Source organism: Paludibacterium yongneupense DSM 18731 (genome assembly GCF_000422925.1).
Lineage (GTDB): Bacteria > Pseudomonadota > Gammaproteobacteria > Burkholderiales > Chromobacteriaceae > Paludibacterium > Paludibacterium yongneupense.
On sequence record NZ_KE383957.1, the window covers coordinates 65,008 to 85,119 of the forward strand.

The window sequence follows — 20,112 nt, forward strand, 5'->3', positions numbered from 1 at the left end:
GCCCCCGCTACAGGGCCGCGCGCAGCGTGCGCGGCGACAGGCCGTAGCGCAGGCGGAAGCGCACCGCGAAGCGCGAGGCCGAAGCGTAGCCGCTGGCCACCGCAATATCCCCGATCGGCGTGCGTGTCGTTTGCAAGAGTTGCAGGGCGCATCCGAGCCGGACGTCCTCGAGAATCTCGCGGAAACGCCGGCCCTCCTGCGCCAGCTGGCGGCGCAACGTCGACTCGCCGACCCCCAGGCGGTTCGCGACGAGGGCAACCGTCCACTCCATCGCCGGGTCGAACAGGAGCAGTTGCTGGACGCGATCGCTCAAGGGATCGCGCCGGTCGAACAGCAGCGGGCCCGCGTGCCCGGCCAGGGTCAACGCCAGCAGCAGTCCTTCGGCATAATGATTCTGTATGGCGGCGTGCGAAGCGTCGCCGAGGCGGGCCTGCAGATCGTCCCAGGCGGTGGCAATGCCGCGGTCCAGTGGAACGCACAAATCGCGGCTCGCCGCCGAGGTCAGCAGCGGGGCGACGAGGGTTCCGTGGTTCGCGCGAAAGCGTTGAATCAGCGGCGTCGCCAGCGTTAGCACTTCGGCATGGTAACCGAGCGTTCCGGGGCGGTTGCTGATGTCCAGCTCAATCCCCGCCGGCATCAGAACCAGCTGTTGCGGGCCGGCCAGCAGCGTGCGTCCTTGCCACCACATCTGCTTTTCGCCTTGCCGTATCCGGCACAGAGATGGGGCGAACAACGTTATCCGGCGTAAAGAATGGGCCGCACTGGCCCTGATTTCTCCAAGCAGGACACGTCTCTCGTAGTGGCTGACCTCGCTGGCGGGCGTCATGCGCGGCTAGCGGCCATAGGTCGCGGTCAATCTGGCCGTCGCCAGTGCATTGGCCTTGAGCATGAAACCCACCAGCGCCCCGCTGGCATTTTCATCGAGCGGGAGCCGGTCGACTTTCAAGGCCCAGACCGTGAATTGGTAACGGTGAGGCGCATCGCCGACAGGCGGACAGGCGCCGCCGAACCCCGGCTGGCCGAAGTCGGTCCGTCCCTGGACCGCGCCCGCCGGCAGCGGACCGCCGGGGTTGCCCGCGCCTGTCGGCAGGGAGTGGGTGGCGGCCGGAAGATTGACGACGGTCCAGTGCCACCATCCGCTGCCGGACGGCGCGTCGGGATCGTAGACGGTGACCGCGAAACTCCGGGTGGCGGCGGGAGCGTCGCTCCAGCTCAGTTGCGGCGAGATGTTTGCGCCATCGCAGCCGAAGCCTTTGAAGACCTGGCGCGAGCTCAGAGCCCGCCCTTGTGCGATATCGGTGCTGCTCAATTTGAACTCGCCCGCTTGGGCGGTGGCGGCGATCAGGGCGCTAGCGAACAGAAAAGACTTCATGACAACCCTCGTTTCGTGAGAAGACAGGGGATAGCATAGAAGGATTTTCGAGTGTCGGCTGTGCCGCACTGCTCTGGTAGTGTGCCGAAGTGCTCGGGAAAAGGCAAAACGAAGGCGACATGAAGCGCTTGGGGGCGCGGCCCGCCGGGGCGGGCCGCGGCAGGCGTTTAGACGGCCTGAGCGGCGATGGTGCCGCGAGCGGTATCAAATGCCTTGGCGCGTGCTTCGTCGCCCATGGCCAGACCTTCTGCACGCACGATGGTGACATCGGTGATGCCGAGGAAACCGAACAGGGTCGTCAGGTGGGTTTCCTGATGGTCGTAAGCTTCTCCGCCGCCGATGTAAGCGCCGCCGCGGGAAGAGACGATGATGACTTTCTTGCCGCCGGCCAGGCCGGTCGGGCCGTTTTCGGTGTACTTGAAGGTACGACCGGCGACGCAGATGCGGTCGATCCATGCCTTGAGCTGACTCGGCACCCCGAAGTTGTACATCGGTGCACCCACCACGACCACATCGGCGGCCAGGAATTCGCTGATGATGGCTTCGCCCAGCTCGCTTTCACTGCCGCCGAGAACGGCGCCCGAGAGGTGGGTCAGCGGTGTCGCCGCCAGATCGCGGTAGTCGACATGCGCGTCGGCATGGCTGGCGCGAAGGTGGGCCACGGCTTCCGCCGTCAGTTGTCGGGAGGCGGAGTTGTCGCCAAGGATGCTGGAATCGAGGTGCAGAATTTTCATATAAGCTCCGAGAGGGACCGGTGTCTCAATTTCATCCGGGTTTTCCGGCTGATCTGAGTACCGCCATCAATGGTCTGATGGCGTATACATTAGCGGTTATTATCCCGGCTCTGAGCGGACTGACTAGACGGTGCCGAGAGGAAGCATCGTTCTACTGCTGGGACAATGCTTCGTGTTGAATCAGTCCTAACACGGATAACGATCGTACAAGCGGCGGAAACCGTCGCGGAACTCAGCCTGGATGAACGGCTTGAGCAAGGCCAGCACCTGGCGCACCCCGCGATGACCCGCTTCTTCCGTGATGGGCGCGCGTGGTCGTGCCGTCTGCTCGAAGGCGAACCAGAATTTGACCACCAGCCAGATATTGATGCTGACGGCTTCGACGTCTTCGTCGTCCATGCACAGCAAGCCGAGGCGGATGAATTCGCGAAAATGTCCGGCCAGAATGCTTCGCATCTCGGTGTTGACGAATTGCTGATACTCGGTCTGCATCTGCGGGTTGCGCGCGAGCAGGCCGGGCAGGTCGTAGAACATGAAGCGGAAGCGCCACATCGCCTGAAAGGCGGTGTCGAGATAGTTGACGAGATCGTCTACCGTCATTTTTTGCGAGGCATCCATGCCAAGCCGCTCAGTGATGAATGTGCGATATTGCAAGAAAATCTGGTAGACGATTTCCTCTTTATTGCGGAAGTGATAGTAGAGATTGCCGGGGCTGATGCCGAGGTGGGCCGCGATATGGTTGGTGGTGATGTTGCGCTCGCCCTGCTGATTGAACAGGTCCAGGCTCTCTTGCACGATGCGGTCGTAGGTTTTGATACGGGTCTTGCTGCTCATGGCGTGGCCACTGTCATCAGGGTTGATCGGAACCAGTATGCCACGAAGCGCGACGCGGGCATCGCCCGCGCGCCCCCCGGGCGCCGGCTTATTCGTTGAGGCGGACGGCATGCTCCCGTGTCTCGTGGAATACGATGTCCGGCCAGCGTTCATGCGTGAGCTGCAGATTGACGCGGCTGGACGCCAGGTAGGCCAGGTTGCCGCCGGCGTCTGTCGCCATATTGTTGATCAGCCCGCGTTCGAACTCTTCGAGTTTCTTGCGGTCGGGCGCGCTGACCCAGCGTGCGCTCCATATCTGGGTCGACTCGAAGGCGGCATCGACACCGTACTCCGACGCCAGGCGGGCGGCCACGACGTCGAACTGCAGTACGCCGACCGCGCCGAGGATCAGGTCGCCGCCGTTGTGCGGGCGGAATACCTGCACCGCTCCTTCTTCCCCCAGCTGTTGCAGGCCTTTCTGCAACTGCTTCATCTTCAGCGGGTTCTTGATGCGCACGATGCGGAACATTTCGGGCGCGAAAAACGGAATGCCGGTGTACTGCAGGGCCTCTCCTTCGGAGAAGCTGTCGCCGATCTGGATATTGCCGTGGTTGGGAATGCCGATGATGTCTCCGGCATAGGCCTCTTCCACCGTTTCGCGCTCGTGCGCCATGAAGGTCACGACGCTGGAGGCCGAAATTTCGCGGTTCAGGCGCAAGTGCTTCATTTTCATGCCGCGTTCGAAACGGCCGGAGCAGACGCGCAGAAAAGCGATGCGATCGCGGTGCTTCGGATCCATATTGGCCTGGATCTTGAATACGAAACCTGAAAATGCGTCTTCGGACGGCGATACGGAGCGTACGGTCGCATCGCGGTCGGCCGGCGCAGGCGCCCAGTTGATCAGCGCGTCGAGAATTTCGCGAACGCCGAAGTTGTTGATTGCCGAGCCGAAGAAGACCGGCGTCAGCGTGCCGGCCAGGAAATCGTCAAGGTCGAACTCGTTGGACGCGCCCTTGACGAGTTCGATCTCCATGCGCAACTGTTCCATTTCGAGGGGGAACAGTTCGTCCAGGCGCGGATTGTCGATGCCGCGAATGACTTCGACATCGTCGATGCGCTTTTCGCTGCCCGCCGCGAACAGGATGATCTCGTCGTTGAGCAGGCTGTAGACGCCGCGGAAGGTCTTGCCCATGCCGATGGGCCAGGTGACCGGCGCACAGCGGATGTCGAGCACGTTTTCGACTTCATCCAGCAGTTCCAGCGAGTCGCGGACTTCACGGTCGTACTTGTTCATGAAGGTGACGATGGGCGTGTTGCGCAGGCGGCAGACGTTGAGCAGCTTGATCGTCTGCTCTTCCACGCCCTTGGCGGCGTCGATCACCATCAGCGCCGAGTCGACGGCGGTCAGAACGCGGTAGGTATCTTCCGAAAAGTCCTGGTGGCCCGGGGTGTCGAGCAGGTTGACGGTGTGATCGCGATATTCGAATTGCATGACCGACGAGGCGACCGAAATGCCGCGCTGCTTCTCGATGTCCATCCAGTCCGAGGTGGCGAATTTGCCGGTTTTTTTGCCCTTGACGGTGCCTGCCTGCTGAATGGCGCCGGAGAACAGCAATAGTTTTTCCGTCAGCGTGGTCTTGCCCGCGTCGGGGTGGGAGATGATGGCGAAGGTGCGGCGATGCGCCACTTCCTCGGCGATGCGAGTCAATTCGGTCGACATGGGGGCTTGGATGGCGCTCAAAAGGACCCATTTTACCTAATATGTCGCGCCAAGCAAAACCGGCCTCCGTGCCGATGATCGCCGGGGGAGGGCGTGCCCTGTGCGCCGGTCTGCTCGGCAGGCAGGCCGGTTTTGGTTATCATGGCCTCAATACAGACTTAAATTACGCGGAATCCATTGCTCATGTTTACCGGAATCGTCCAGGGGTGCGCCGAAATCGTTGGCGTCGAAGAAAAACAGGATTTCCGAACCCATACCGTGCGCCTGCCGGCGACGCTGCTCGAGGGCTTGTCCCTCGGCGCCTCGGTCGCCCACAATGGCTGCTGCCTGACCGCTACCGCGATCGACGGCGATCGGGTGTCGTTCGATTTGATGCAGGAAACGCTGCGGGTGACCAATCTCGGCACGGTGGCGGTCGGGGACCGTGTCAACGTCGAACGCGCTGCGCGCTTCGGCGATGATATCGGCGGGCATGCGATGTCGGGCCACATCCTGTGCCAGGCGCAGGTGTCCGAGATCATCGACAGTCCGAACAACCGCACCGTATGGCTGGATCTGCCGCCGTCGGTGATGAAGTATGTGTTCACCAAGGGCTATATCGGCATCGATGGCATCAGCCTGACCATCGGCCTCGTTCGCGGCGCGTCGTTCTGCGTGCACCTGATCCCCGAAACGCTGAGCCGTACCAACATGGGTGAGCGCCGTGCCGGCGATCGCGTCAATATCGAAATCGACCCGCAAACGCAGGCGATCGTCGAAACCGTCGAACGCGTGCTGGCCGAGCGTGCCGGTCAATCCTGAAGTCCGTCGGGCCGGTACAAGCCGGCCGAACAAGGAACTGTAATGTCCATTTCCCCCGTGCAAGAAATCGTCGCCGACATCCGTGCCGGCAGAATGGTGGTCCTCGTCGATGCCGAGGACCGCGAAAACGAAGGCGATCTGGTGATGGCCGCCCAGTGCGTGACGCCCGAAGCCATCAACTTCATGGCCCGTTTCGGCCGTGGCCTGATCTGTCTGACTCTGACCGAGGATCGCTGCCGCCAGTTGAGCTTGCCGCCCATGGTCAGTCAGAACGGCGCTCAGCACGGGACCAATTTCACCGTGTCCATCGAAGCGCGCGAAGGCGTGACCACGGGCATCTCCGCCGCCGACCGCGCCCATACCATTCGCGTCGCCTGCGCGGCGACGGCCCGCGCCGACGACCTGGTGCAGCCTGGCCATGTCTTTCCTCTGAAAGCGCAGGAGGGCGGGGTGCTGGTGCGTGCCGGCCATACCGAGGCCGGTTGCGATCTGGCGCAGATGGCGGGCCTGGAGCCGGCGGCGGTGATCTGCGAGATCATGAACGACGACGGCACCATGGCGCGTCTTCCCGAACTGGTCGAATTCGCCGCCCTGCACGGCATTCGCATCGGGACGATCGCCGATTTGATCCAGTACCGCAGCGCGACCGAATGTCTGGTGGAAAAAGTCGGCCAACGTGCGATCGAGACGCCGTTCGGCAGCTTCGAGATGCATGTGTTCCGCGATGTCCTGACCCAGGCGACGCACTTGGCGCTGGCCAAGGGCGAGATCCGTGCCGCGCACGAAACCCTGGTGCGGGTGCACGAACCGGTTTCGATAATGGACCTGCTCGACCCGTTGTCATCGCGGCATTCGTGGACGGTTCCGGGAGCGCTCGAAGAAATCGAGGAGGCAGGCTGCGGCGTAGTCATCCTGTTGCATCGCGACGAGAGCGGCGCGGATCTGCTGGCGCGGGCGCTGCCGCCTGCGACGCCCGAAACGCGGGTGTGGGATAACAAGACCTTCGGCATTGGCGCGCAGATTTTGCGCACGCTCGGCGTCGGGCGCATGCGTCTGATGTCTTCGCCTACGCCCTTGCCGGGCATGTCCGGTTTTGATCTCGAAGTCTGCGGATTTTGTCAGCCCGCGCACGGCGGCGGCGAAATAGGTTAAAATAGTCGTCTTTTATCGATTCCATTTTGATCGCCGCGAGGATTTCCATGCTTGACGCCATTACCCGCATCGAACCCAATCTTGACGGACGCGGTCTGAAGATCGGTATCGCGATGAGCCGATTCAACGAACCGGTCTGCCTCGGTCTGCGCGACGCCTGCCTGGCCGAACTGGCCCGGCTCGGCGTGGCGCCGTCCGACGTCGTGCTTGCCTCTGCACCCGGGGCGCTCGAGCTGCCGCTGGTACTGAAGACGATGGCCGCGAGCGGACGCTTTGACGCGCTGATCGCGCTGGGAGCCGTGATTCGCGGTGAAACCTACCATTTCGAACTGGTTTCCAACGAGTCCGGCGCCGGTCTGACCCGCGTCGGGCTGGATGCTTCCATCCCTTTGGCCAACGCTGTCCTGACGACCGAAACCGATGAACAGGCCGAGGTCCGGGTACAGGAAAAGGGCGCCGATGCCGCCCGCGTCGCGATCGAAATGGCTCGTTTGCAGCAGGTTTTGCGCGCCTGATCTCGTCGCTTACGCTCTTTGAATTAAGGAATGACCCACCCATGAAAACTGCCCGTCGACGTGCCCGCGAATTTGCCATCCAGGGCATCTACGAGTGGGAGCTGAACCCGGATCGCGCCCCGTCGCTGATCGAGAAGCATCTCCGAGAAAACGATTACTTCGTCAAGGCCGACGAAGCCCTGTTCCGTACGCTGCTGTACGGCGTCCTGAAGGATGTCGATGCCTTGTCGGCCCTGGTCGGACGGTATTACGAACGCGCGGCCGAGGACGTGAGCCCGGTCGAACGCGCGGTACTGCTGATGGCTGCGCTGGAGTTGAGCCAGCATCCGGAGACTCCGTATCCGGTGATCATCAACGAAGCGATCGAAATCACCAAGACTTTCGGCGGCACTGACGGCCACCGGTTTGTCAACGGCGTGCTGGACAAGCTGGCTGCCGAAGTGCGTGGCGACGAAGTCGCCCGTCGTCCGTCCTGAAGCCTCCCGGGCCGGTTGTTTCCGACCGGCCGTTTCTATCGCCGCGTACCCGCGAACAAGATGAACGAATTCGATCTGATCCAGCGTTTTTTTACCCGCCCGGTCCAGGGAGTGGAACTGGGTGTCGGAGATGATGCGGCGATTATTCGTCCTGGCATCGGTCACGATCTGCATGTGTCCACCGATATGCTGGTGGAGGGGCGGCACTTTTTCCCCGATGTCGACCCCTTTGCCCTCGGGCACAAGACGCTGGCCGTCAATTTGTCCGATATGGCGGCCATGGGCGCTCGACCCCGCTGGGCCTTGCTGTCGCTGGCCCTGCCGGCCGTTGATCCCGAATGGCTCGGTGCGTTTGCGCGCGGGTTTTTCGCCCTGGCCGATCTGCACGGTGTCGCACTGGTCGGGGGGGACACGACACGCGGCCCGCTGACCCTGTCGGTGACCATCGTGGGCGAAGCCCCTGCCGGGCGCGCACTGCGGCGCGACGCCGCGCAAGTCGGCGACGATGTGTGGGTCAGCGGAGAGTTGGGCGCGGCGGCGTTGGCGGTGCAACACCGCCTGAATGGCGATCAGGGCCTGACGGAGGCGGCGCTGGAAGCCTGCCGCCGCAGGCTCGACTATCCGCAACCCCGGGTTGCTCTCGGCGCCTTGCTGCTGGATTGCGCCCACGCCGCCGTCGACGTTTCCGATGGTCTGGCTGCCGATCTCGGTCATGTGCTGGAGCGTTCGGCGCTCGGAGCCGAAATCTGGTTCGATGCGATTCCTTCGCCCGCCTGCCTGGGGGTGAAGCGGCGGCCGTATCTGGATGCGCTGCTCAGCGGTGGCGACGATTACGAATTATGTTTCACCGCGGCCTCGTCCGAACGTGCGGCGATCTCCAGTCTCGCTTCAGCGGCTGGCTGTCGTCTGTCCCGTATCGGACGAACGGTGGCCGAGCCGGGCTTGCGGCTTCTGGACGCGGACGGCAATACCCTGCCCCTGAGGAGCCATGGTTTTGACCACTTTCAAGATTAAGCCCGACTGGCGGTTTGTAACCAGCCACCCGGCCTATTTTATCGCTTTCGGATTTGGCAGCGGCCTGGTGCCATGGGCGCCCGGCACGTTTGGAACGCTGGCGGCTTTCCCGTGCTATTTCGTGCTCTCGGCCCTGGGCGTGCATGGCGCCTGGCTGGCGGCCCTGTGCCTGCCCCTGTTCTGGCTGGGGGTCAAGGTCAGTGCGATGGCGGACGAAGCGCTCGGGGTTCACGATCACGGCGGTGCCAACTTCGACGAAGTCGTCGCCATGTTGCTTATTCTGGCGGTGACCCCGGCGACCCCTCTGGCCTGGCTCGTCGCTTTCCTGTTGTTCCGCCTGTTCGATATCGCCAAGCCCTGGCCTATCAGCTGGCTGGATCGCTCCGTGCATGGCGGCTTCGGTGTGATGGTGGACGATATTGCCGCGGCGATTCCGGTCATGCTGCTGCTGCGGCTGGCGGTGCATTTGGGCTGGTTGTAAGGCTGCGCCATGCACCGCCTGCGCGATTTGAAACAAAATCGCGGGCGGGATATGTATATGGGGCGGGGTCTATGGTATGCTTGCCGCCCTTCTGTGTGACCCGTCACTGTGCATGAAAGACCCTTGCGATCACTACACGTTTGACCTGATAGGCGGCGTGCGTAAAAAACCCGGGCGCAAGCCGCTGGGCGAGCGCGCCATGACGCCTGCCGAGCGCAAGCGGCGTAGTCGCGAACTGAGGCGCAACCGGCTGCAGGAGCTTTCCGTGACGGTGGAGCTGACGCGCGAGGCGCAGAAGTCGCTGGAAAAAATGATCGAATGGTGGGGCGTGAGCAAGAAGGAGGCGATCAATCGCGCCTTGCAGATCGCCTGCCAGTCCCAAACCGGTCGCACAGGCACCCTGTTCGAACCGGACCCCGAATTCGCCGCCCGCCCGTCGCGGCGCAAGCCGGGCTGACGCACGTCGACATCCTGTCGGCACGACGTTCGCCCTCAGTCGTTTACCTGAAAACGAACGATATTGTCCGACAGGCGGCGCGAAATTTCTTGCAGGTGTTGTGCCGTGCCGGTGACCGATTCGATGGCCTGCTTGTTTTGCCGTGCCATTGCCATAATGGCATCCAGGTCGGTGGCCAGCGCCGTGCTTGCATCCTGCTGCGCGACCAGCGCGCCGCGAATCTCGCCGAACATGGTGACGCTGGCGACGGCGCCATCCTGAATTTGCCGCATCGACTGACTGGCTGTCCGAGCCTGATTCTGAACGGTTTCCATCGAATTGCTGCTGGTGAATATACGGCTGGCTGCGTGCTCGCAGTCTATCCTGACCCCGTCGATCAGGCTCCCGATCTCCTGCGCCGAAACATTGGTGCGCTCCGCCAGCTTGCGCACTTCGTCCGCCACCACGGCGAAACCACGTCCGTACTCGCCTGCGCGCGCCGCTTCGATGGCCGCGTTCAGCGCGAGCAGATTGGTTTGATCCGCCACCTCCCGGATCAGGGTGGCGATGGCGCCGACTTCCTGTATCTTGGTGTTCAGCAGGCCCACCTCTTCGGATGCGGCACGCACGGCCTCGCCTGTCTGGTCCAGGGTTGCCACGGCGGCGCCGAGTTCTTCGCCACTCCTGGTGGCCAGGTCCTTGGCGCTGTCCGCGCGGTTATGGGCATCGTTGGCGTTGCTTTTGACATCCATGATGCTGCCTGCCAACTGATCGATCGCCATCGCGGCCCGCCCGGTCGAGGCTGATTGCCGCTCGAACGAGCCGGAGGCTCCCGAAGCGACATCGCTGAGCGATTCTGCCGATTGCCGGATCTCGCGGATGTCGCGCTGCAGGGTGTGGACGATCTCGGCCATGCCGCTCTGCATGGTGTGGATGGCGCGCGCGAGTTCGGCCGTTTCGTCGGTTCCGTGGGCGACGAAGTTGGCTGTCAGGTCTCCGCTGCCGGCCTGCTTCGCAGCGGCGATGGCCTCGCGCAAGGGGGTGACGATGCTGTTCGTGAGCCGGTGGGCGAGCAACAGGCTGATGAGGACGGATAAAGCGGCCAGGGCGGCCAGTACGAGCTGCACCCTGCTGTTGTCAGCCGTCAACTGGGCCGCGTTCGCGTCGATGCGGGCTTGCTGTGTGGCGACCATCGCTCCGACGCTGTCCAGGTAGCGGTTCAGTGCGGCGGCGAATGGTCCTTCGGCCCTCGTGCGCGCCTCGTCGGCGTGCCCCTGGTCCTTGAGGGCGATGATGGGGTCGCGCAGGGCGAACATGGCCTTGCGCCGCGAGGCGATGTCGGCAAGCAGCTGTATGCTGGCCGGATCGTCGCTGCGTCGAGTCAGTTCTTTTTGCAACTCGCTGACTCGCGCGCTCGTGATCTTCATGTCCGCCTTGATCTGTTTGTTCAGCCCAGGGTCGGCGCTGCGTATCAGAATGCCGGTTCGGACATTATTGATCAGAATGGCATTGCGCCACTCTGTGGCGATGCGCTCATTGACCAGCAGGCTGCCGTTGATGTCCTGCAAGCGCCGCGAATCGACGCGCAACTCGGCGATGGCGCCCAGTGCGATGGCCATGCTCAGGCCGACGACGGCGGCAAACCCCAGGCGCAGGCGGGCGCCTATTCTGAACTGTCTGAGACGCATTGCAACTCCTTCTTGGGCTGAAAGATAAAACACTAGCGGATGAAGCGGTCCCCCGGGGCAGCACTGGAGAGAAAGTGCAGCATATCCGCGACGGCCGGGCTGCCTTCTGCCGGGGACCATGCGGCGAGGTCTTCATCTCCGAGCGGCCGATAAGGGCCTTGCTTGACCTCGAGGACGGCGCTGCCGGTCTCCAGGGATAACACCGAGTGCCAGGTGCCGGCAGGCATTTCGACGACACAGGCGCCATTCTCTCCGAGTCGTTGGCGGGAAGCGAGCGCGCCGTCTGCATCGAAAGTGATCAGCTCCATCGCGCCACGTTGTACGCTGAGGAGTTCCCAGGTCGACGCATGGCGATGCGGCCGGACATAGGTTCCGGGCTCCATTGCGATGACCAGGCGCTGAACCGGCTCGTCCAGGGCGGCGTGAAAATTCAGGTTGCTGCGCAAGCGCGGCGCCTGGGCGGCTGTTTGGCTCAGTTTGTCCAGGCCGTCTCCGACGAGTGATTTCATGGCGTTCCTTTGAGAAAGTATAGAAATTGCTTAACGGTGGGCATGATTATTATGCCTGAATTTGATAAGATTCCGCCTCCTGACTCTGGCGCCCGAGATGGCCGAATGATGATTGTAAATTCTGACGAGCGCGTTGCGACGCGCGTGCGGGTCCTGATCTGGCTGGTCTTTGCCGTGTTATGGTTTGCCAGTCTTGGCTCGCGCGATCTGATCCATCCCGACGAAGGGCGCTATGCGACCATCGCGCTCGACATGCTGACCCACGGTGATTGGTTGACCCCGCGTCTGAATGGGGTGCTGTATTTCGAAAAGCCCATCCTCCCGTACTGGATGGGGGCGCTGAGCTTGAAATGGTTCGGCATCAACGAATTTGCCGCGCGGCTGTGGCCGGCGCTGACCGGTTTCTTGTCCGTGACGGCGGTGGGTTTCACCGCCGGCCGCTTGTGGGGTGCGCGTGCAGGTGATGCGGCGGCACTGGTGATGGCGGGGTCCGTCTGGGTGGTGGCCAATAGCCACTTTCTGAACCTGGATATGGGCGTCTCGTTCTTTCTGGCGCTCGCCTTGTGCGCCTTTCTGCTGGCGCAAAATGCCGCCGATTCGTCTGCGAGCCGGAACTGGATGTGGCTGGTCTGGGCTGCGATGGCCGGTGCGGTGATGAGCAAGGGGCTGATCGGGCTGCTGATCCCTGGCGCCACGCTGGTCCTGTACAGCGTGCTGACCCGGCAACTGGCCTTTTGGGGGCGTTTGCGACTCGTCTCGGGCTTGCTGCTGTTTTTTGCGCTGGTCACGCCCTGGTTCTGGTTGGTGTCGTCGCGTAACCCCGGTTTTGCCTGGTTTTTCTTCGTGCACGAGCATTTTCAGCGTTTCCTGACGACTGAGCATCGCCGCACCGGCCCTGTCTGGTATTTCGTGCCCTATCTGCTGCTCGGCTTCATGCCCTGGACCTCTTTGCTTGGGCGCGCGTGCAGGGTGGGTTTTGGCCGCGATGCCAGCCAGCGTTTCCAGAACCACCGCCTGCTCTTGATCTGGGCCGTGTTCGTGTTCGCTTTTTTCAGCGATTCCGGCTCCAAACTACCCTCCTATATCCTGCCGATGTTCCCGGCGCTTGCGCTGCTGGCCGCCTCTGCTCTCGAAGGGATGTCCGCACGCGCGCTGCGCTGGCATTTGCTGTTGCCGTTTCTGTTCTGGACGTTCGCGCTGTGCGCATGGTTGTTTGGTTCGCATTTTCTGCCTGCGCGGCTGTTGGCGTCAGAACCGTTTCTCGCTTTGCTGCGCATGGTCGGCTGGTCTTCCGTGCCGGCTTTGCTCGCCGTGGCTTTTGCCTGGCTATGCCTGGGGTCGGACCGTAAAAATGCGGCGCTGGCCGCCTTGTCGCTGTCGACACTGCTGGCGGTGACGCTGGTGGCCGTGGGGCATGACCGGGGTTATGGGCGACTGAAAAGCAGCCGCGAACTGGCCGGGCAACTCAGGCCGCAGCTGACGGACCGTACCGAGGTGTTTTCAGTGCGGTATTATGATCAGACGTTTCCGTTCTATCTTCGCCGGGACGTCACGTTGGTCGATTATGCCGACGAATTCGAATTTGGCGAAACGCATGAACCCGCGCGCTGGATTCCGACGCTGGATGCCTTCGCCGCACGCTGGAGGAGCAGCCCTTCGGCCATGGCGATGATGAAAGCCGATACCTATGCCGACCTGAGTCGGCAGGGGGTGCCGATGCGGGTGCTGTATCGCGACGCCGAGCGCCTGGTGGTTGGCAAGCCGTGAAACCGACCGGAATCGCCCTGAATCCTGCTCGACGCGTTCGCACTGCTGTTTCTCAAGGGCGGCGTGCGCCAGGGCGGTCGTTTCGGCTTTTCTGCGTCTAATTTTTGCCGGTTGGCTGGTCGCTGGCGGTCAATCTGCCTATCATGGGCGGATTGTCGCGTTACGTGATCAGCGTGGCGGTATGGATTCCGGCGCTGTCGCGGGTAGAGGCCGGCTAGCCTGTCCGATGCCTTGCTGGCCCGGTGGCTGTTTGGCGAGGCGGTGACGGCGCAGCGGCTGGCCGGCATTGCCGTGATTATCGTTGGTGTGATTATTGTTGCGCGCAGCTGAAGCGGCTGCGTCAGAGTAGGAAAGTGCTGATGGATTTTCTTCCGTTTACCCGTCCCAGTATCGATGAGGACACCATCTCCCGTGTCGGTGAGGTTTTGCGCTCGGGCTGGATTACCACGGGACCCAAGTGCCGCGAACTCGAGGCGGCGTTGTCCGGGTTTGTTGGCGGACGTCCGGTGCGTGTGGTTTCATCGGCGACTGCCGCGTTGGAAATGGCGCTGCGCGTCGCCGGCATCGGTCCGGGCGACGAGGTCATCACGTGTCCCATGAGCTGGGTGGCGACCGCGAATGTCATCCTGGCGGTGGGAGCGACGCCGGTCTTCGTGGACGCCGATGCGGCGACCCGCAATATCGACCTCGATCGTATCGAGGCGGCGATTACGCCCCGCACCCGCGCGCTGATCCCGGTCGATCTGGCCGGCTTGCCGGTCGATCGCGATCGGCTTTACGCTCTGGCCGGGCGCCATGGTCTGCGTGTGATCGAGGATGCGGCCCAGAGCATGGGCTCTCTCTGGAAGGGGGAACGCATCGGCTGCCGCGGTGATCTGGTCTCTTTCAGTTTTCATGCCAACAAGAATATGACCAGCGGCGAAGGCGGTTGCCTGGTACTCAATAACGAGGACGAGGCGCGGCTGTTCGAGAAATTGCGCCTGCAAGGCGTGACACGCAGTGCAGACGGTGGCATGGATGTCGATGTCCTGGGCGGCAAGGCCAATATGACCGATATCGCCGCCGTCATCGGTCTCGGCCAGTTGGCCCGCCTGCCGGCGTTCAATCAGCGGCGGCGGGAACTTGCCCGCCGCTACTTTGACGAGTTTCCGCGCGATCTGGGTTTCGACCTTCCCCTCACTGATTTCGATCATAGCAACTGGCATATGTTTCAGCCTCTGCTGCCGCTCGATGCGATGCGCGTCGGGCGCGGCGACTTTATCGCCGCCATGAAGGAAGAAGGCATCGGTGTCGGCGTGCATTATCCGGCCATGCATCTGTTTACCTTGTTCCGCGGGCGCGGTTTCGCCGAAGGTGATTTTCCCGTCGCCGAGGACATCGGCCGCCGTACGGTAACCTTGCCGCTATTCCCCGCGATGAGCGACGACGATGTCAGCCGCGTGTGCGCGACGACCCGTCGTGTTCTGAATTCTGTTTTGAAATAGGCTTTGCATGTCCAATAAGGTAGATCTATCCGTTGTCATTCCGGTGTATAACGAGCAGGACGTGCTCGAGGCCTTGTTCGCGCGTCTGTACCCCTCCCTCGATGCGCTCGGCGTCAGCTACGAGGTGCTGTTTGTCAACGATGGCAGTCGCGATCGTTCCCCGGCTTTGCTGGCGGCGCAATTCGAGCGGCGTCCGGCCGAAACGCGCGTCATTCTGTTCGACGGCAATTTCGGTCAGCATCGGGCCATTCTCGCCGGTTTCGAACACAGCCGCGGCGAACGCATCGTCACGCTGGATGCCGATTTGCAGAATCCGCCGGAAGACATCGGCCTGCTGCTCGCCCAGATGGACGCCGGCCACGATTATGTCGGTTCCATCCGGCGCAAGCGTAACGACAGCTTGTGGCGGCACGTGGCTTCGCGCCTGATGAATCGTCTGCGCGAGCGCCTGACCCGGATCAAGATGACCGACCAGGGGTGCATGATGCGCGCCTACAGCCGGCGCATCATCGACACGATCAATCGCTGCAACGAGCTGCATACCTTTATCCCGGCGCTGGCCTACCAGTTTGCGCAGAATCCGACCGAAGTCGTCGTCGGTCATGAAGAGCGCTTCGCCGGCGAGTCGAAGTACTCGCTGTACAGCCTGATTCGCCTCAATTTCGATCTGATGACCGGCTTTTCCATCGTGCCCTTGCAGCTGTTTTCGCTGCTTGGCATCTCGGTGTCGTTGTTGTCGAGCGTGCTGGTGGTCTATCTGGGCCTGCGCCGTTTGATCATCGGGCCGGAAGAGGGGGGCTTGTTTACCCTGTTTGCCATCGCGTTCCTTCTGATCGGCATCGCCTTGTTCGGCATCGGCTTGCTCGGCGAATATATCGGGCGCATCTACCAGGAGGTGCGCGAGCGCCCGCGTTACGTTATTGGTGCCATTTTGCAGCAGCAGGAGGATGACGAATGACCCGTGCTGTGGTGTTTGCTTATCACACGGTCGGGGTGCGCTGCCTGAAGGCCCTGCTCGGGCGTGGCGTCGAGGTGGCGCTGGTGATCACGCATCGCGACAACCCGAACGAGACGATCTGGTTCGATAGCGTCGAGCGCGTGGCGCGCGAGTACGATATCCCGACGCTGACGCCGGATGACCCGAATACCCCCGAGGTGCTGGCGGCTGTTCGCGCGGCACAGCCCGATTTTCTGTTTTCGTTTTACTATCGCCACATGATCAAGCAGCCCTTGCTGGATGTTCCGGCGCGCGGCGCATTCAATATGCATGGCTCCCTGCTGCCGCAATATCGTGGCCGGGTACCTATCAACTGGGCGATCATCCACGGCGAGAGCGAAACCGGTGCGACCTTGCATGTCATGAATGCGAAGCCGGATAACGGCGCCATCGTCGATCAGATGGCCGTGCCTGTCTTTCCGGACGATAATGCGCAGGACGTTTTCGCCAAGGTGGTCACCGCCGCCGAGATGGTTCTGTGGCGCAGCCTGCCTGCGCTCGAATCGGGGACCGCGTCCATGCGGGAGCAGGACCTGAGCCTGGGGGGCTACTTCGGCGGGCGTAAACCCGAGGATGGCCGGCTCGACGGGACGGCATCGGCGCGGCGTCTGCATGATTTCGTGCGCGCGCTCGCGCAGCCATACCCTGGCGCTTTCGCCGATGTCGACGCAGGCCGTCTGGTGCTGTGGCGCACGCGCATCGCTCCGGGCCGGGGCGTGGCGAGAGACAGGGCGCGTTTGCTTCTGCAGGCGGGCCGCTTGTGCCTGGAGGCCGCGGACGGCGGGGTATTGTACGTCCTGGCCGCGGAATTGAATGGCGTGCCGCTCGATGCGGCGCGTTTCCAGAAGTGTTTTATATCCGGCAGTGTAACGATTTGATTGATAGATGCGCCGCTACCCGTTGGGCGTGGCGATTTAAGGAAACCTCCATGAAAAAAGTACTGATTCTCGGCGTGAACGGCTTTATCGGCCATCACCTGACCAAACGCATCATCGAGACCACCGACTGGGAAGTGTATGGCATGGATATGCACTCCGACCGCGTGCAGGAGTGGGTCGATCACCCGCGTTTCCATTTCTTCGAGGGCGATATCACCATCAATCGCGAGTGGATCGAGTACCACGTCAAGAAGTGCGACGTCGTGCTGCCGCTGGTCGCCATTGCGACGCCTGCGACCTATGTCCAGGCTCCGCTGCGCGTGTTCGAGCTCGATTTCGAAGCGAATCTGCCTATCATCAAATGGTGCGTCAAGTACAATAAGCGCGTGGTATTCCCGTCCACATCCGAAGTGTACGGCATGAGCAAGGACGCCGAATTCGATCCGGAAAACTCGGAACTGACGTACGGCCCGATCAACAAGCCGCGCTGGATCTATGCCTGCTCCAAGCAGCTGATGGATCGCGTGATCGCGGCCTACGGTCAGCAGGAAGGTCTGGATTACACCCTGTTCCGCCCGTTCAACTGGGTTGGCCCGGGCCTGGACAGCATCCACACCCCGAAGGAAGGTTCCAGCCGTGTGATCACCCAGTTCCTCGGCCACATCGTGCGCGGCGAACCGATCAAACTGGTCGATGGCGGCCAGCAGAAACGTGCCTTTACCTATATCGACGATGGCATTTCGGCCCTGGTCAAGATCATCGAGAACAAGGACGGGAAGGCCTCCGGCCGGATCTACAATATCGGCAATCCGGTCAACAACTACTCGATCCGCGAACTGGCCGACATGATGATGAAGATGGCCCCCGATTATCCGGAGTATCGTGTCAATGCGGCCAAGGTCAAGCTGCTGGAAACCACGTCCGGCGAGTACTACGGCAAGGGCTATCAGGACGTGCAAAACCGCGTCCCCAAAATCGAGAACACGTGTGCCGATCTTGACTGGGCGCCTTCGGTAACCATGGAAGACGCGCTGCGCGGCATATTCGAGTTCTACCGCGATCAGGCCGTTTCCGCCCGCGACCTGGCCGAGTAAACGCATGTCCCTGCTTGCGCTCAAGGTCGATGTCGATACCTGGCGCGGGACCCGCGAAGGGGTGCCGCGTCTGGTTGAATTGTTGCGCCGCCACCAGGCAGGGGCGACTTTCCTGTTCAGCCTGGGGCCCGACCACACCGGGCGCGCGATCCGTCGGGTATTCCGTAAAGGGTTCCTGCAGAAGGTTTCGCGCACATCGGTGGTCGAGCACTACGGCATTCGCTCGCTGTTGTACGGCACCCTGTTGCCGGGGCCGGACATCGGTCGCCGCGAGGCCGCGCTGATGCGCTCGGTGCGCGATGCCGGCTTCGAAGTCGGCATCCATACCTGGGATCATATCCGCTGGCAGGACTTTGTTGCGCACAAGGATGCGGCCTGGACGCGGGTTGAAATGGAACGTGCGGCGCACCGGTTTCGCGATATCTTTGGCGTCGCTGCGGCGACGCATGGCGCCGCCGGCTGGCAGATGAATGCCGATGCCTATGCGCTCGAGGCCGAGCTCGGCTTTCGCTATGCTTCGGATACGCGCGGGCGAGAGCCTTTCGTCCCTGTCGACGCTGGCGGACGCGAATTCGGTGTGCCGCAGTTGCCGACGACCTTGCCGACGCTGGATGAATTGATCGGTCTGGACGGCGTCGATGCGGAAAATGTTCACGAGCGCCTGCTGTCGATGACGCGCGAGGCGCCTTCCGGCGGGCATGTTTACACGCTGCATGCCGAGCTCGAAGGCATGAAGCTGCTGGGCGTGCTCGACCGCTTGCTGACCGGGTGGCGGGCACAGGGCTATCGGCTGGTTGCCGTCAACGAGCTGTTTGCCGGGCTCGATGTGACGCGCTTGCCGCGTTGTCATGTTGAGATGGGCGAGCTGGCTGGCCGTAGCGGCCTGCTTGCCTTGCAGGGCGCGGCGCGCTAGCGCCGCGCATTCGGCCTGCCGCCTTGCGGGGGGCTCTATAGGATGGCGCGACCGGGTCGCGCCATTTTTTCGACCCCTCCGGTCTACTCCTTTTTTTGCTTCCATGCAACTGGCCTTACGGCCATATTATAAACATTTAGCAATAAGTATATTAAGTGAATACTGCTATTTGGGCACTAAGGTGTCATTGCGTGAGGGGGGGATTGCTATGCGGGAACACAGTGCGGCCGCTTCGCGGGCCATTGCCGAGCTTGTCTCGGATTGGTACGACAGCTGCGTTGACGGCGGCTACCGCTATGATGGTCGCGTGATGATGCCGGGCACGGCTGTCATTACCGGGCTCAGCCTGTTCGAAAATCGGCTGCGCGCCGTTTTCGACAGCCATCTGTTGTATCGCAACGCGCAGTCTTCACCTGATGCGATGCCGGTGTGCGGCGGTCCCGCATTCAGTCCGCTCAAGGCCTGGCGCTTGCGGCAGGACGGGGTCGTCGCCCTGCCGCAGCCCGGAACCCCTGTTGTGCTGCCATACTCCGCGCGCAACACCTACGGCTGGGCGATGGACGACTGCGCGGCGGCAGGCGCGAGCGCCACGGACGAGCACAGCCTGCAGCCTTTGTTTTATTTGAACTGGAAGGATTGCAAGGTTGGCATGATGCGGATTCAGGAGACGAGTCCGGTCACTGTCGATGTGAGACTGGCGGATCCTGGGCAGACCGTCTTGTTTCCCGATGTGGGTGTCGTGACGCTGATCGATCGCTATGGCGTCAGCTGGGAGCGTCAGGTGAAACAAGTCAGATATGAATTGACCAGCCTGGGGGGGCGTCAGCAACTGATTTTTGCCACGCCGCCGTTCGAATACGTGCTGCGCGACGATTCCAGCGCCGCCCTGCCTACGCAGTGGGCGATCAGCCTGGCCAGTGTCGATTTTGCCTGTCGCAACGGAATCGAGGTCAAGCTCGGGGCCCTGCAAGCGCGTAGCCGAAAGCACGAATTTACTTTCGGTGCGACCCCGTCGCGACGTTTGCGCCGGGTCTCGCTAGCCTGGCAGTCTCCGGTGCCGCAAGAATGGACGATTACCGTGTATAACGCCAAAACGACGATCAGTATTCGGCACGAGGTGCTGGAGCGCACACTGACGATCAACGGCGATATCATCCGGTTCCCCGAATTACCCTATATCGCCAAGCTGGAACTCATCGATCCTTCCGGTCGTCGCCTGCCGCCCAGAGTGTTCCAGAACGACAACAACTGGCAACCGGCGGCGTGAA

21 protein-coding genes are annotated in these 20,112 nt (G+C 62.2%); 14 read left to right on the forward strand and 7 right to left on the reverse strand.

Annotation, left to right across the window (positions count from 1 at the left end):
- Positions 1 to 7: 7 nt before the first annotated feature.
- The 5 genes from G520_RS0114765 to G520_RS0114785 all read right to left on the reverse strand — a co-directional run bounded on the left by G520_RS0114765 (position 8) and on the right by G520_RS0114785 (position 4,639).
- Complete coding sequence (locus G520_RS0114765) at positions 8 to 688, reverse strand: helix-turn-helix transcriptional regulator (protein ID WP_211222842.1); 681 nt, start codon at positions 686 to 688, stop codon at positions 8 to 10.
- Positions 689 to 832: 144 nt separating this feature from the next.
- A complete protein-coding gene (locus tag G520_RS0114770) occupies positions 833 to 1,372 on the reverse strand; it encodes a kinase inhibitor (RefSeq protein ID WP_028536320.1) in 540 nt (179 codons plus the stop codon).
- A gap of 167 nt (positions 1,373 to 1,539) precedes the next feature.
- Entirely contained in the window at positions 1,540 to 2,106 is a 567-nt protein-coding gene (locus G520_RS0114775; RefSeq protein ID WP_028536321.1) for an FMN-dependent NADH-azoreductase, read from the reverse strand.
- A 186-nt stretch (positions 2,107 to 2,292) separates the two neighbouring features.
- Entirely contained in the window at positions 2,293 to 3,051 is a 759-nt protein-coding gene (locus tag G520_RS0114780) for a TetR/AcrR family transcriptional regulator (RefSeq protein ID WP_246542752.1), read from the reverse strand.
- Positions 3,029 to 4,639 (reverse strand): peptide chain release factor 3, encoded by a 1,611-nt coding sequence (locus G520_RS0114785; protein WP_028536323.1) that lies wholly within the window; start codon positions 4,637 to 4,639, stop codon positions 3,029 to 3,031. Before G520_RS0114785 ends, G520_RS0114780 begins: the two co-directional genes overlap by 23 nt.
- Before the next feature lie 183 nt (positions 4,640 to 4,822).
- Between G520_RS0114785 and G520_RS0114790 the strand changes: the two genes are divergently transcribed.
- The 7 genes from G520_RS0114790 to G520_RS0114820 all read left to right on the forward strand — a co-directional run bounded on the left by G520_RS0114790 (position 4,823) and on the right by G520_RS0114820 (position 9,535).
- On the forward strand, positions 4,823 to 5,440 hold the full coding sequence (locus G520_RS0114790) for a riboflavin synthase (RefSeq protein WP_028536324.1): 618 nt from the start codon (positions 4,823 to 4,825) through the stop codon (positions 5,438 to 5,440).
- Between the two features lie 42 nt (positions 5,441 to 5,482).
- Positions 5,483 to 6,592, forward strand: coding sequence for a bifunctional 3,4-dihydroxy-2-butanone-4-phosphate synthase/GTP cyclohydrolase II (ribBA, locus tag G520_RS0114795; protein WP_028536325.1), 1,110 nt, complete (start codon positions 5,483 to 5,485; stop codon positions 6,590 to 6,592).
- Positions 6,593 to 6,639: 47 nt separating this feature from the next.
- Positions 6,640 to 7,107 carry a 6,7-dimethyl-8-ribityllumazine synthase gene (gene ribH, locus G520_RS0114800; protein ID WP_028536326.1) on the forward strand — a complete coding sequence of 156 codons (468 nt, stop codon included), beginning with the start codon at positions 6,640 to 6,642 and terminating at the stop codon, positions 7,105 to 7,107.
- A 41-nt stretch (positions 7,108 to 7,148) separates the two neighbouring features.
- The gene (nusB, locus tag G520_RS0114805; RefSeq protein ID WP_028536327.1) at positions 7,149 to 7,583 is read left to right on the forward strand and encodes a transcription antitermination factor NusB; all 435 of its coding nucleotides are present in this window, start codon (positions 7,149 to 7,151) and stop codon (positions 7,581 to 7,583) included.
- Between the two features lie 60 nt (positions 7,584 to 7,643).
- On the forward strand, positions 7,644 to 8,597 hold the full coding sequence (gene thiL / locus G520_RS0114810) for a thiamine-phosphate kinase (protein ID WP_028536328.1): 954 nt from the start codon (positions 7,644 to 7,646) through the stop codon (positions 8,595 to 8,597).
- A complete protein-coding gene (locus G520_RS0114815; RefSeq protein WP_036666421.1) occupies positions 8,572 to 9,078 on the forward strand; it encodes a phosphatidylglycerophosphatase A family protein in 507 nt (168 codons plus the stop codon). Before thiL ends, G520_RS0114815 begins: the two co-directional genes overlap by 26 nt.
- Before the next feature lie 112 nt (positions 9,079 to 9,190).
- Entirely contained in the window at positions 9,191 to 9,535 is a 345-nt protein-coding gene (locus G520_RS0114820; protein WP_028536330.1) for a hypothetical protein, read from the forward strand.
- 35 nt (positions 9,536 to 9,570) lie between these two features.
- Here G520_RS0114820 and G520_RS0114825 read toward each other — a convergent pair whose 3' ends face one another.
- Positions 9,571 to 11,202, reverse strand: a complete 1,632-nt coding sequence (locus G520_RS0114825; RefSeq protein ID WP_028536331.1) for a methyl-accepting chemotaxis protein — start codon at positions 11,200 to 11,202, stop codon at positions 9,571 to 9,573.
- Positions 11,203 to 11,234: 32 nt separating this feature from the next.
- Positions 11,235 to 11,711, reverse strand: a complete 477-nt coding sequence (locus tag G520_RS0114830) for a WbuC family cupin fold metalloprotein (RefSeq protein WP_028536332.1) — start codon at positions 11,709 to 11,711, stop codon at positions 11,235 to 11,237.
- Positions 11,712 to 11,816: 105 nt separating this feature from the next.
- Between G520_RS0114830 and G520_RS0114835 the strand changes: the two genes are divergently transcribed.
- The 7 genes from G520_RS0114835 to G520_RS0114875 all read left to right on the forward strand — a co-directional run bounded on the left by G520_RS0114835 (position 11,817) and on the right by G520_RS0114875 (position 20,111).
- The gene (locus tag G520_RS0114835; RefSeq protein WP_169449851.1) at positions 11,817 to 13,478 is read left to right on the forward strand and encodes a glycosyltransferase family 39 protein; all 1,662 of its coding nucleotides are present in this window, start codon (positions 11,817 to 11,819) and stop codon (positions 13,476 to 13,478) included.
- Between the two features lie 359 nt (positions 13,479 to 13,837).
- The gene (locus tag G520_RS0114850) at positions 13,838 to 14,962 is read left to right on the forward strand and encodes a DegT/DnrJ/EryC1/StrS family aminotransferase (protein ID WP_036666377.1); all 1,125 of its coding nucleotides are present in this window, start codon (positions 13,838 to 13,840) and stop codon (positions 14,960 to 14,962) included.
- Between the two features lie 7 nt (positions 14,963 to 14,969).
- The gene (locus G520_RS0114855) at positions 14,970 to 15,920 is read left to right on the forward strand and encodes a glycosyltransferase (protein ID WP_028536335.1); all 951 of its coding nucleotides are present in this window, start codon (positions 14,970 to 14,972) and stop codon (positions 15,918 to 15,920) included.
- Positions 15,917 to 16,837 (forward strand): formyltransferase, encoded by a 921-nt coding sequence (locus G520_RS0114860; protein WP_028536336.1) that lies wholly within the window; start codon positions 15,917 to 15,919, stop codon positions 16,835 to 16,837. Before G520_RS0114855 ends, G520_RS0114860 begins: the two co-directional genes overlap by 4 nt.
- Positions 16,838 to 16,887: 50 nt before the next feature.
- Positions 16,888 to 17,931: a bifunctional UDP-4-keto-pentose/UDP-xylose synthase gene (locus G520_RS0114865; RefSeq protein ID WP_028536337.1), complete on the forward strand. Its 1,044-nt coding sequence runs from the start codon at positions 16,888 to 16,890 to the stop codon at positions 17,929 to 17,931.
- A 4-nt stretch (positions 17,932 to 17,935) separates the two neighbouring features.
- Complete coding sequence (locus G520_RS0114870; protein ID WP_028536338.1) at positions 17,936 to 18,844, forward strand: polysaccharide deacetylase family protein; 909 nt, start codon at positions 17,936 to 17,938, stop codon at positions 18,842 to 18,844.
- Positions 18,845 to 19,052: 208 nt separating this feature from the next.
- Positions 19,053 to 20,111: a hypothetical protein gene (locus tag G520_RS0114875; protein WP_028536339.1), complete on the forward strand. Its 1,059-nt coding sequence runs from the start codon at positions 19,053 to 19,055 to the stop codon at positions 20,109 to 20,111.
- The last annotated feature ends 1 nt before the right edge of the window (position 20,112 follow it).

What these genes read in the sequence shown, in the direction of transcription:
- G520_RS0114820 (WP_028536330.1), top strand. Translation starts at nt 9,191, where the DNA reads ATGAAAGACCCTTGCGATCACTACACGTTTGACCTGATAGGCGGCGTG.
- G520_RS0114860 (WP_028536336.1), top strand. Translation starts at nt 15,917, where the DNA reads ATGACCCGTGCTGTGGTGTTTGCTTATCACACGGTCGGGGTGCGCTGC.
- G520_RS0114815 (WP_036666421.1), top strand. Translation starts at nt 8,572, where the DNA reads ATGGTTTTGACCACTTTCAAGATTAAGCCCGACTGGCGGTTTGTAACC.
- thiL (WP_028536328.1), top strand. Translation starts at nt 7,644, where the DNA reads ATGAACGAATTCGATCTGATCCAGCGTTTTTTTACCCGCCCGGTCCAG.
- G520_RS0114770 (WP_028536320.1), bottom strand. Translation starts at nt 1,372, where the DNA reads ATGAAGTCTTTTCTGTTCGCTAGCGCCCTGATCGCCGCCACCGCCCAA.
- G520_RS0114785 (WP_028536323.1), bottom strand. Translation starts at nt 4,639, where the DNA reads ATGTCGACCGAATTGACTCGCATCGCCGAGGAAGTGGCGCATCGCCGC.
- G520_RS0114855 (WP_028536335.1), top strand. Translation starts at nt 14,970, where the DNA reads ATGTCCAATAAGGTAGATCTATCCGTTGTCATTCCGGTGTATAACGAG.
- G520_RS0114870 (WP_028536338.1), top strand. Translation starts at nt 17,936, where the DNA reads ATGTCCCTGCTTGCGCTCAAGGTCGATGTCGATACCTGGCGCGGGACC.
- G520_RS0114865 (WP_028536337.1), top strand. Translation starts at nt 16,888, where the DNA reads ATGAAAAAAGTACTGATTCTCGGCGTGAACGGCTTTATCGGCCATCAC.
- G520_RS0114850 (WP_036666377.1), top strand. Translation starts at nt 13,838, where the DNA reads ATGGATTTTCTTCCGTTTACCCGTCCCAGTATCGATGAGGACACCATC.
- G520_RS0114765 (WP_211222842.1), bottom strand. Translation starts at nt 688, where the DNA reads ATGTGGTGGCAAGGACGCACGCTGCTGGCCGGCCCGCAACAGCTGGTT.
- G520_RS0114830 (WP_028536332.1), bottom strand. Translation starts at nt 11,711, where the DNA reads ATGAAATCACTCGTCGGAGACGGCCTGGACAAACTGAGCCAAACAGCC.
- G520_RS0114835 (WP_169449851.1), top strand. Translation starts at nt 11,817, where the DNA reads ATGATGATTGTAAATTCTGACGAGCGCGTTGCGACGCGCGTGCGGGTC.
- G520_RS0114775 (WP_028536321.1), bottom strand. Translation starts at nt 2,106, where the DNA reads ATGAAAATTCTGCACCTCGATTCCAGCATCCTTGGCGACAACTCCGCC.
- G520_RS0114790 (WP_028536324.1), top strand. Translation starts at nt 4,823, where the DNA reads ATGTTTACCGGAATCGTCCAGGGGTGCGCCGAAATCGTTGGCGTCGAA.
- G520_RS0114825 (WP_028536331.1), bottom strand. Translation starts at nt 11,202, where the DNA reads ATGCGTCTCAGACAGTTCAGAATAGGCGCCCGCCTGCGCCTGGGGTTT.
- ribH (WP_028536326.1), top strand. Translation starts at nt 6,640, where the DNA reads ATGCTTGACGCCATTACCCGCATCGAACCCAATCTTGACGGACGCGGT.
- G520_RS0114875 (WP_028536339.1), top strand. Translation starts at nt 19,053, where the DNA reads ATGCGGGAACACAGTGCGGCCGCTTCGCGGGCCATTGCCGAGCTTGTC.
- nusB (WP_028536327.1), top strand. Translation starts at nt 7,149, where the DNA reads ATGAAAACTGCCCGTCGACGTGCCCGCGAATTTGCCATCCAGGGCATC.
- ribBA (WP_028536325.1), top strand. Translation starts at nt 5,483, where the DNA reads ATGTCCATTTCCCCCGTGCAAGAAATCGTCGCCGACATCCGTGCCGGC.
- G520_RS0114780 (WP_246542752.1), bottom strand. Translation starts at nt 3,051, where the DNA reads ATGCCGTCCGCCTCAACGAATAAGCCGGCGCCCGGGGGGCGCGCGGGC.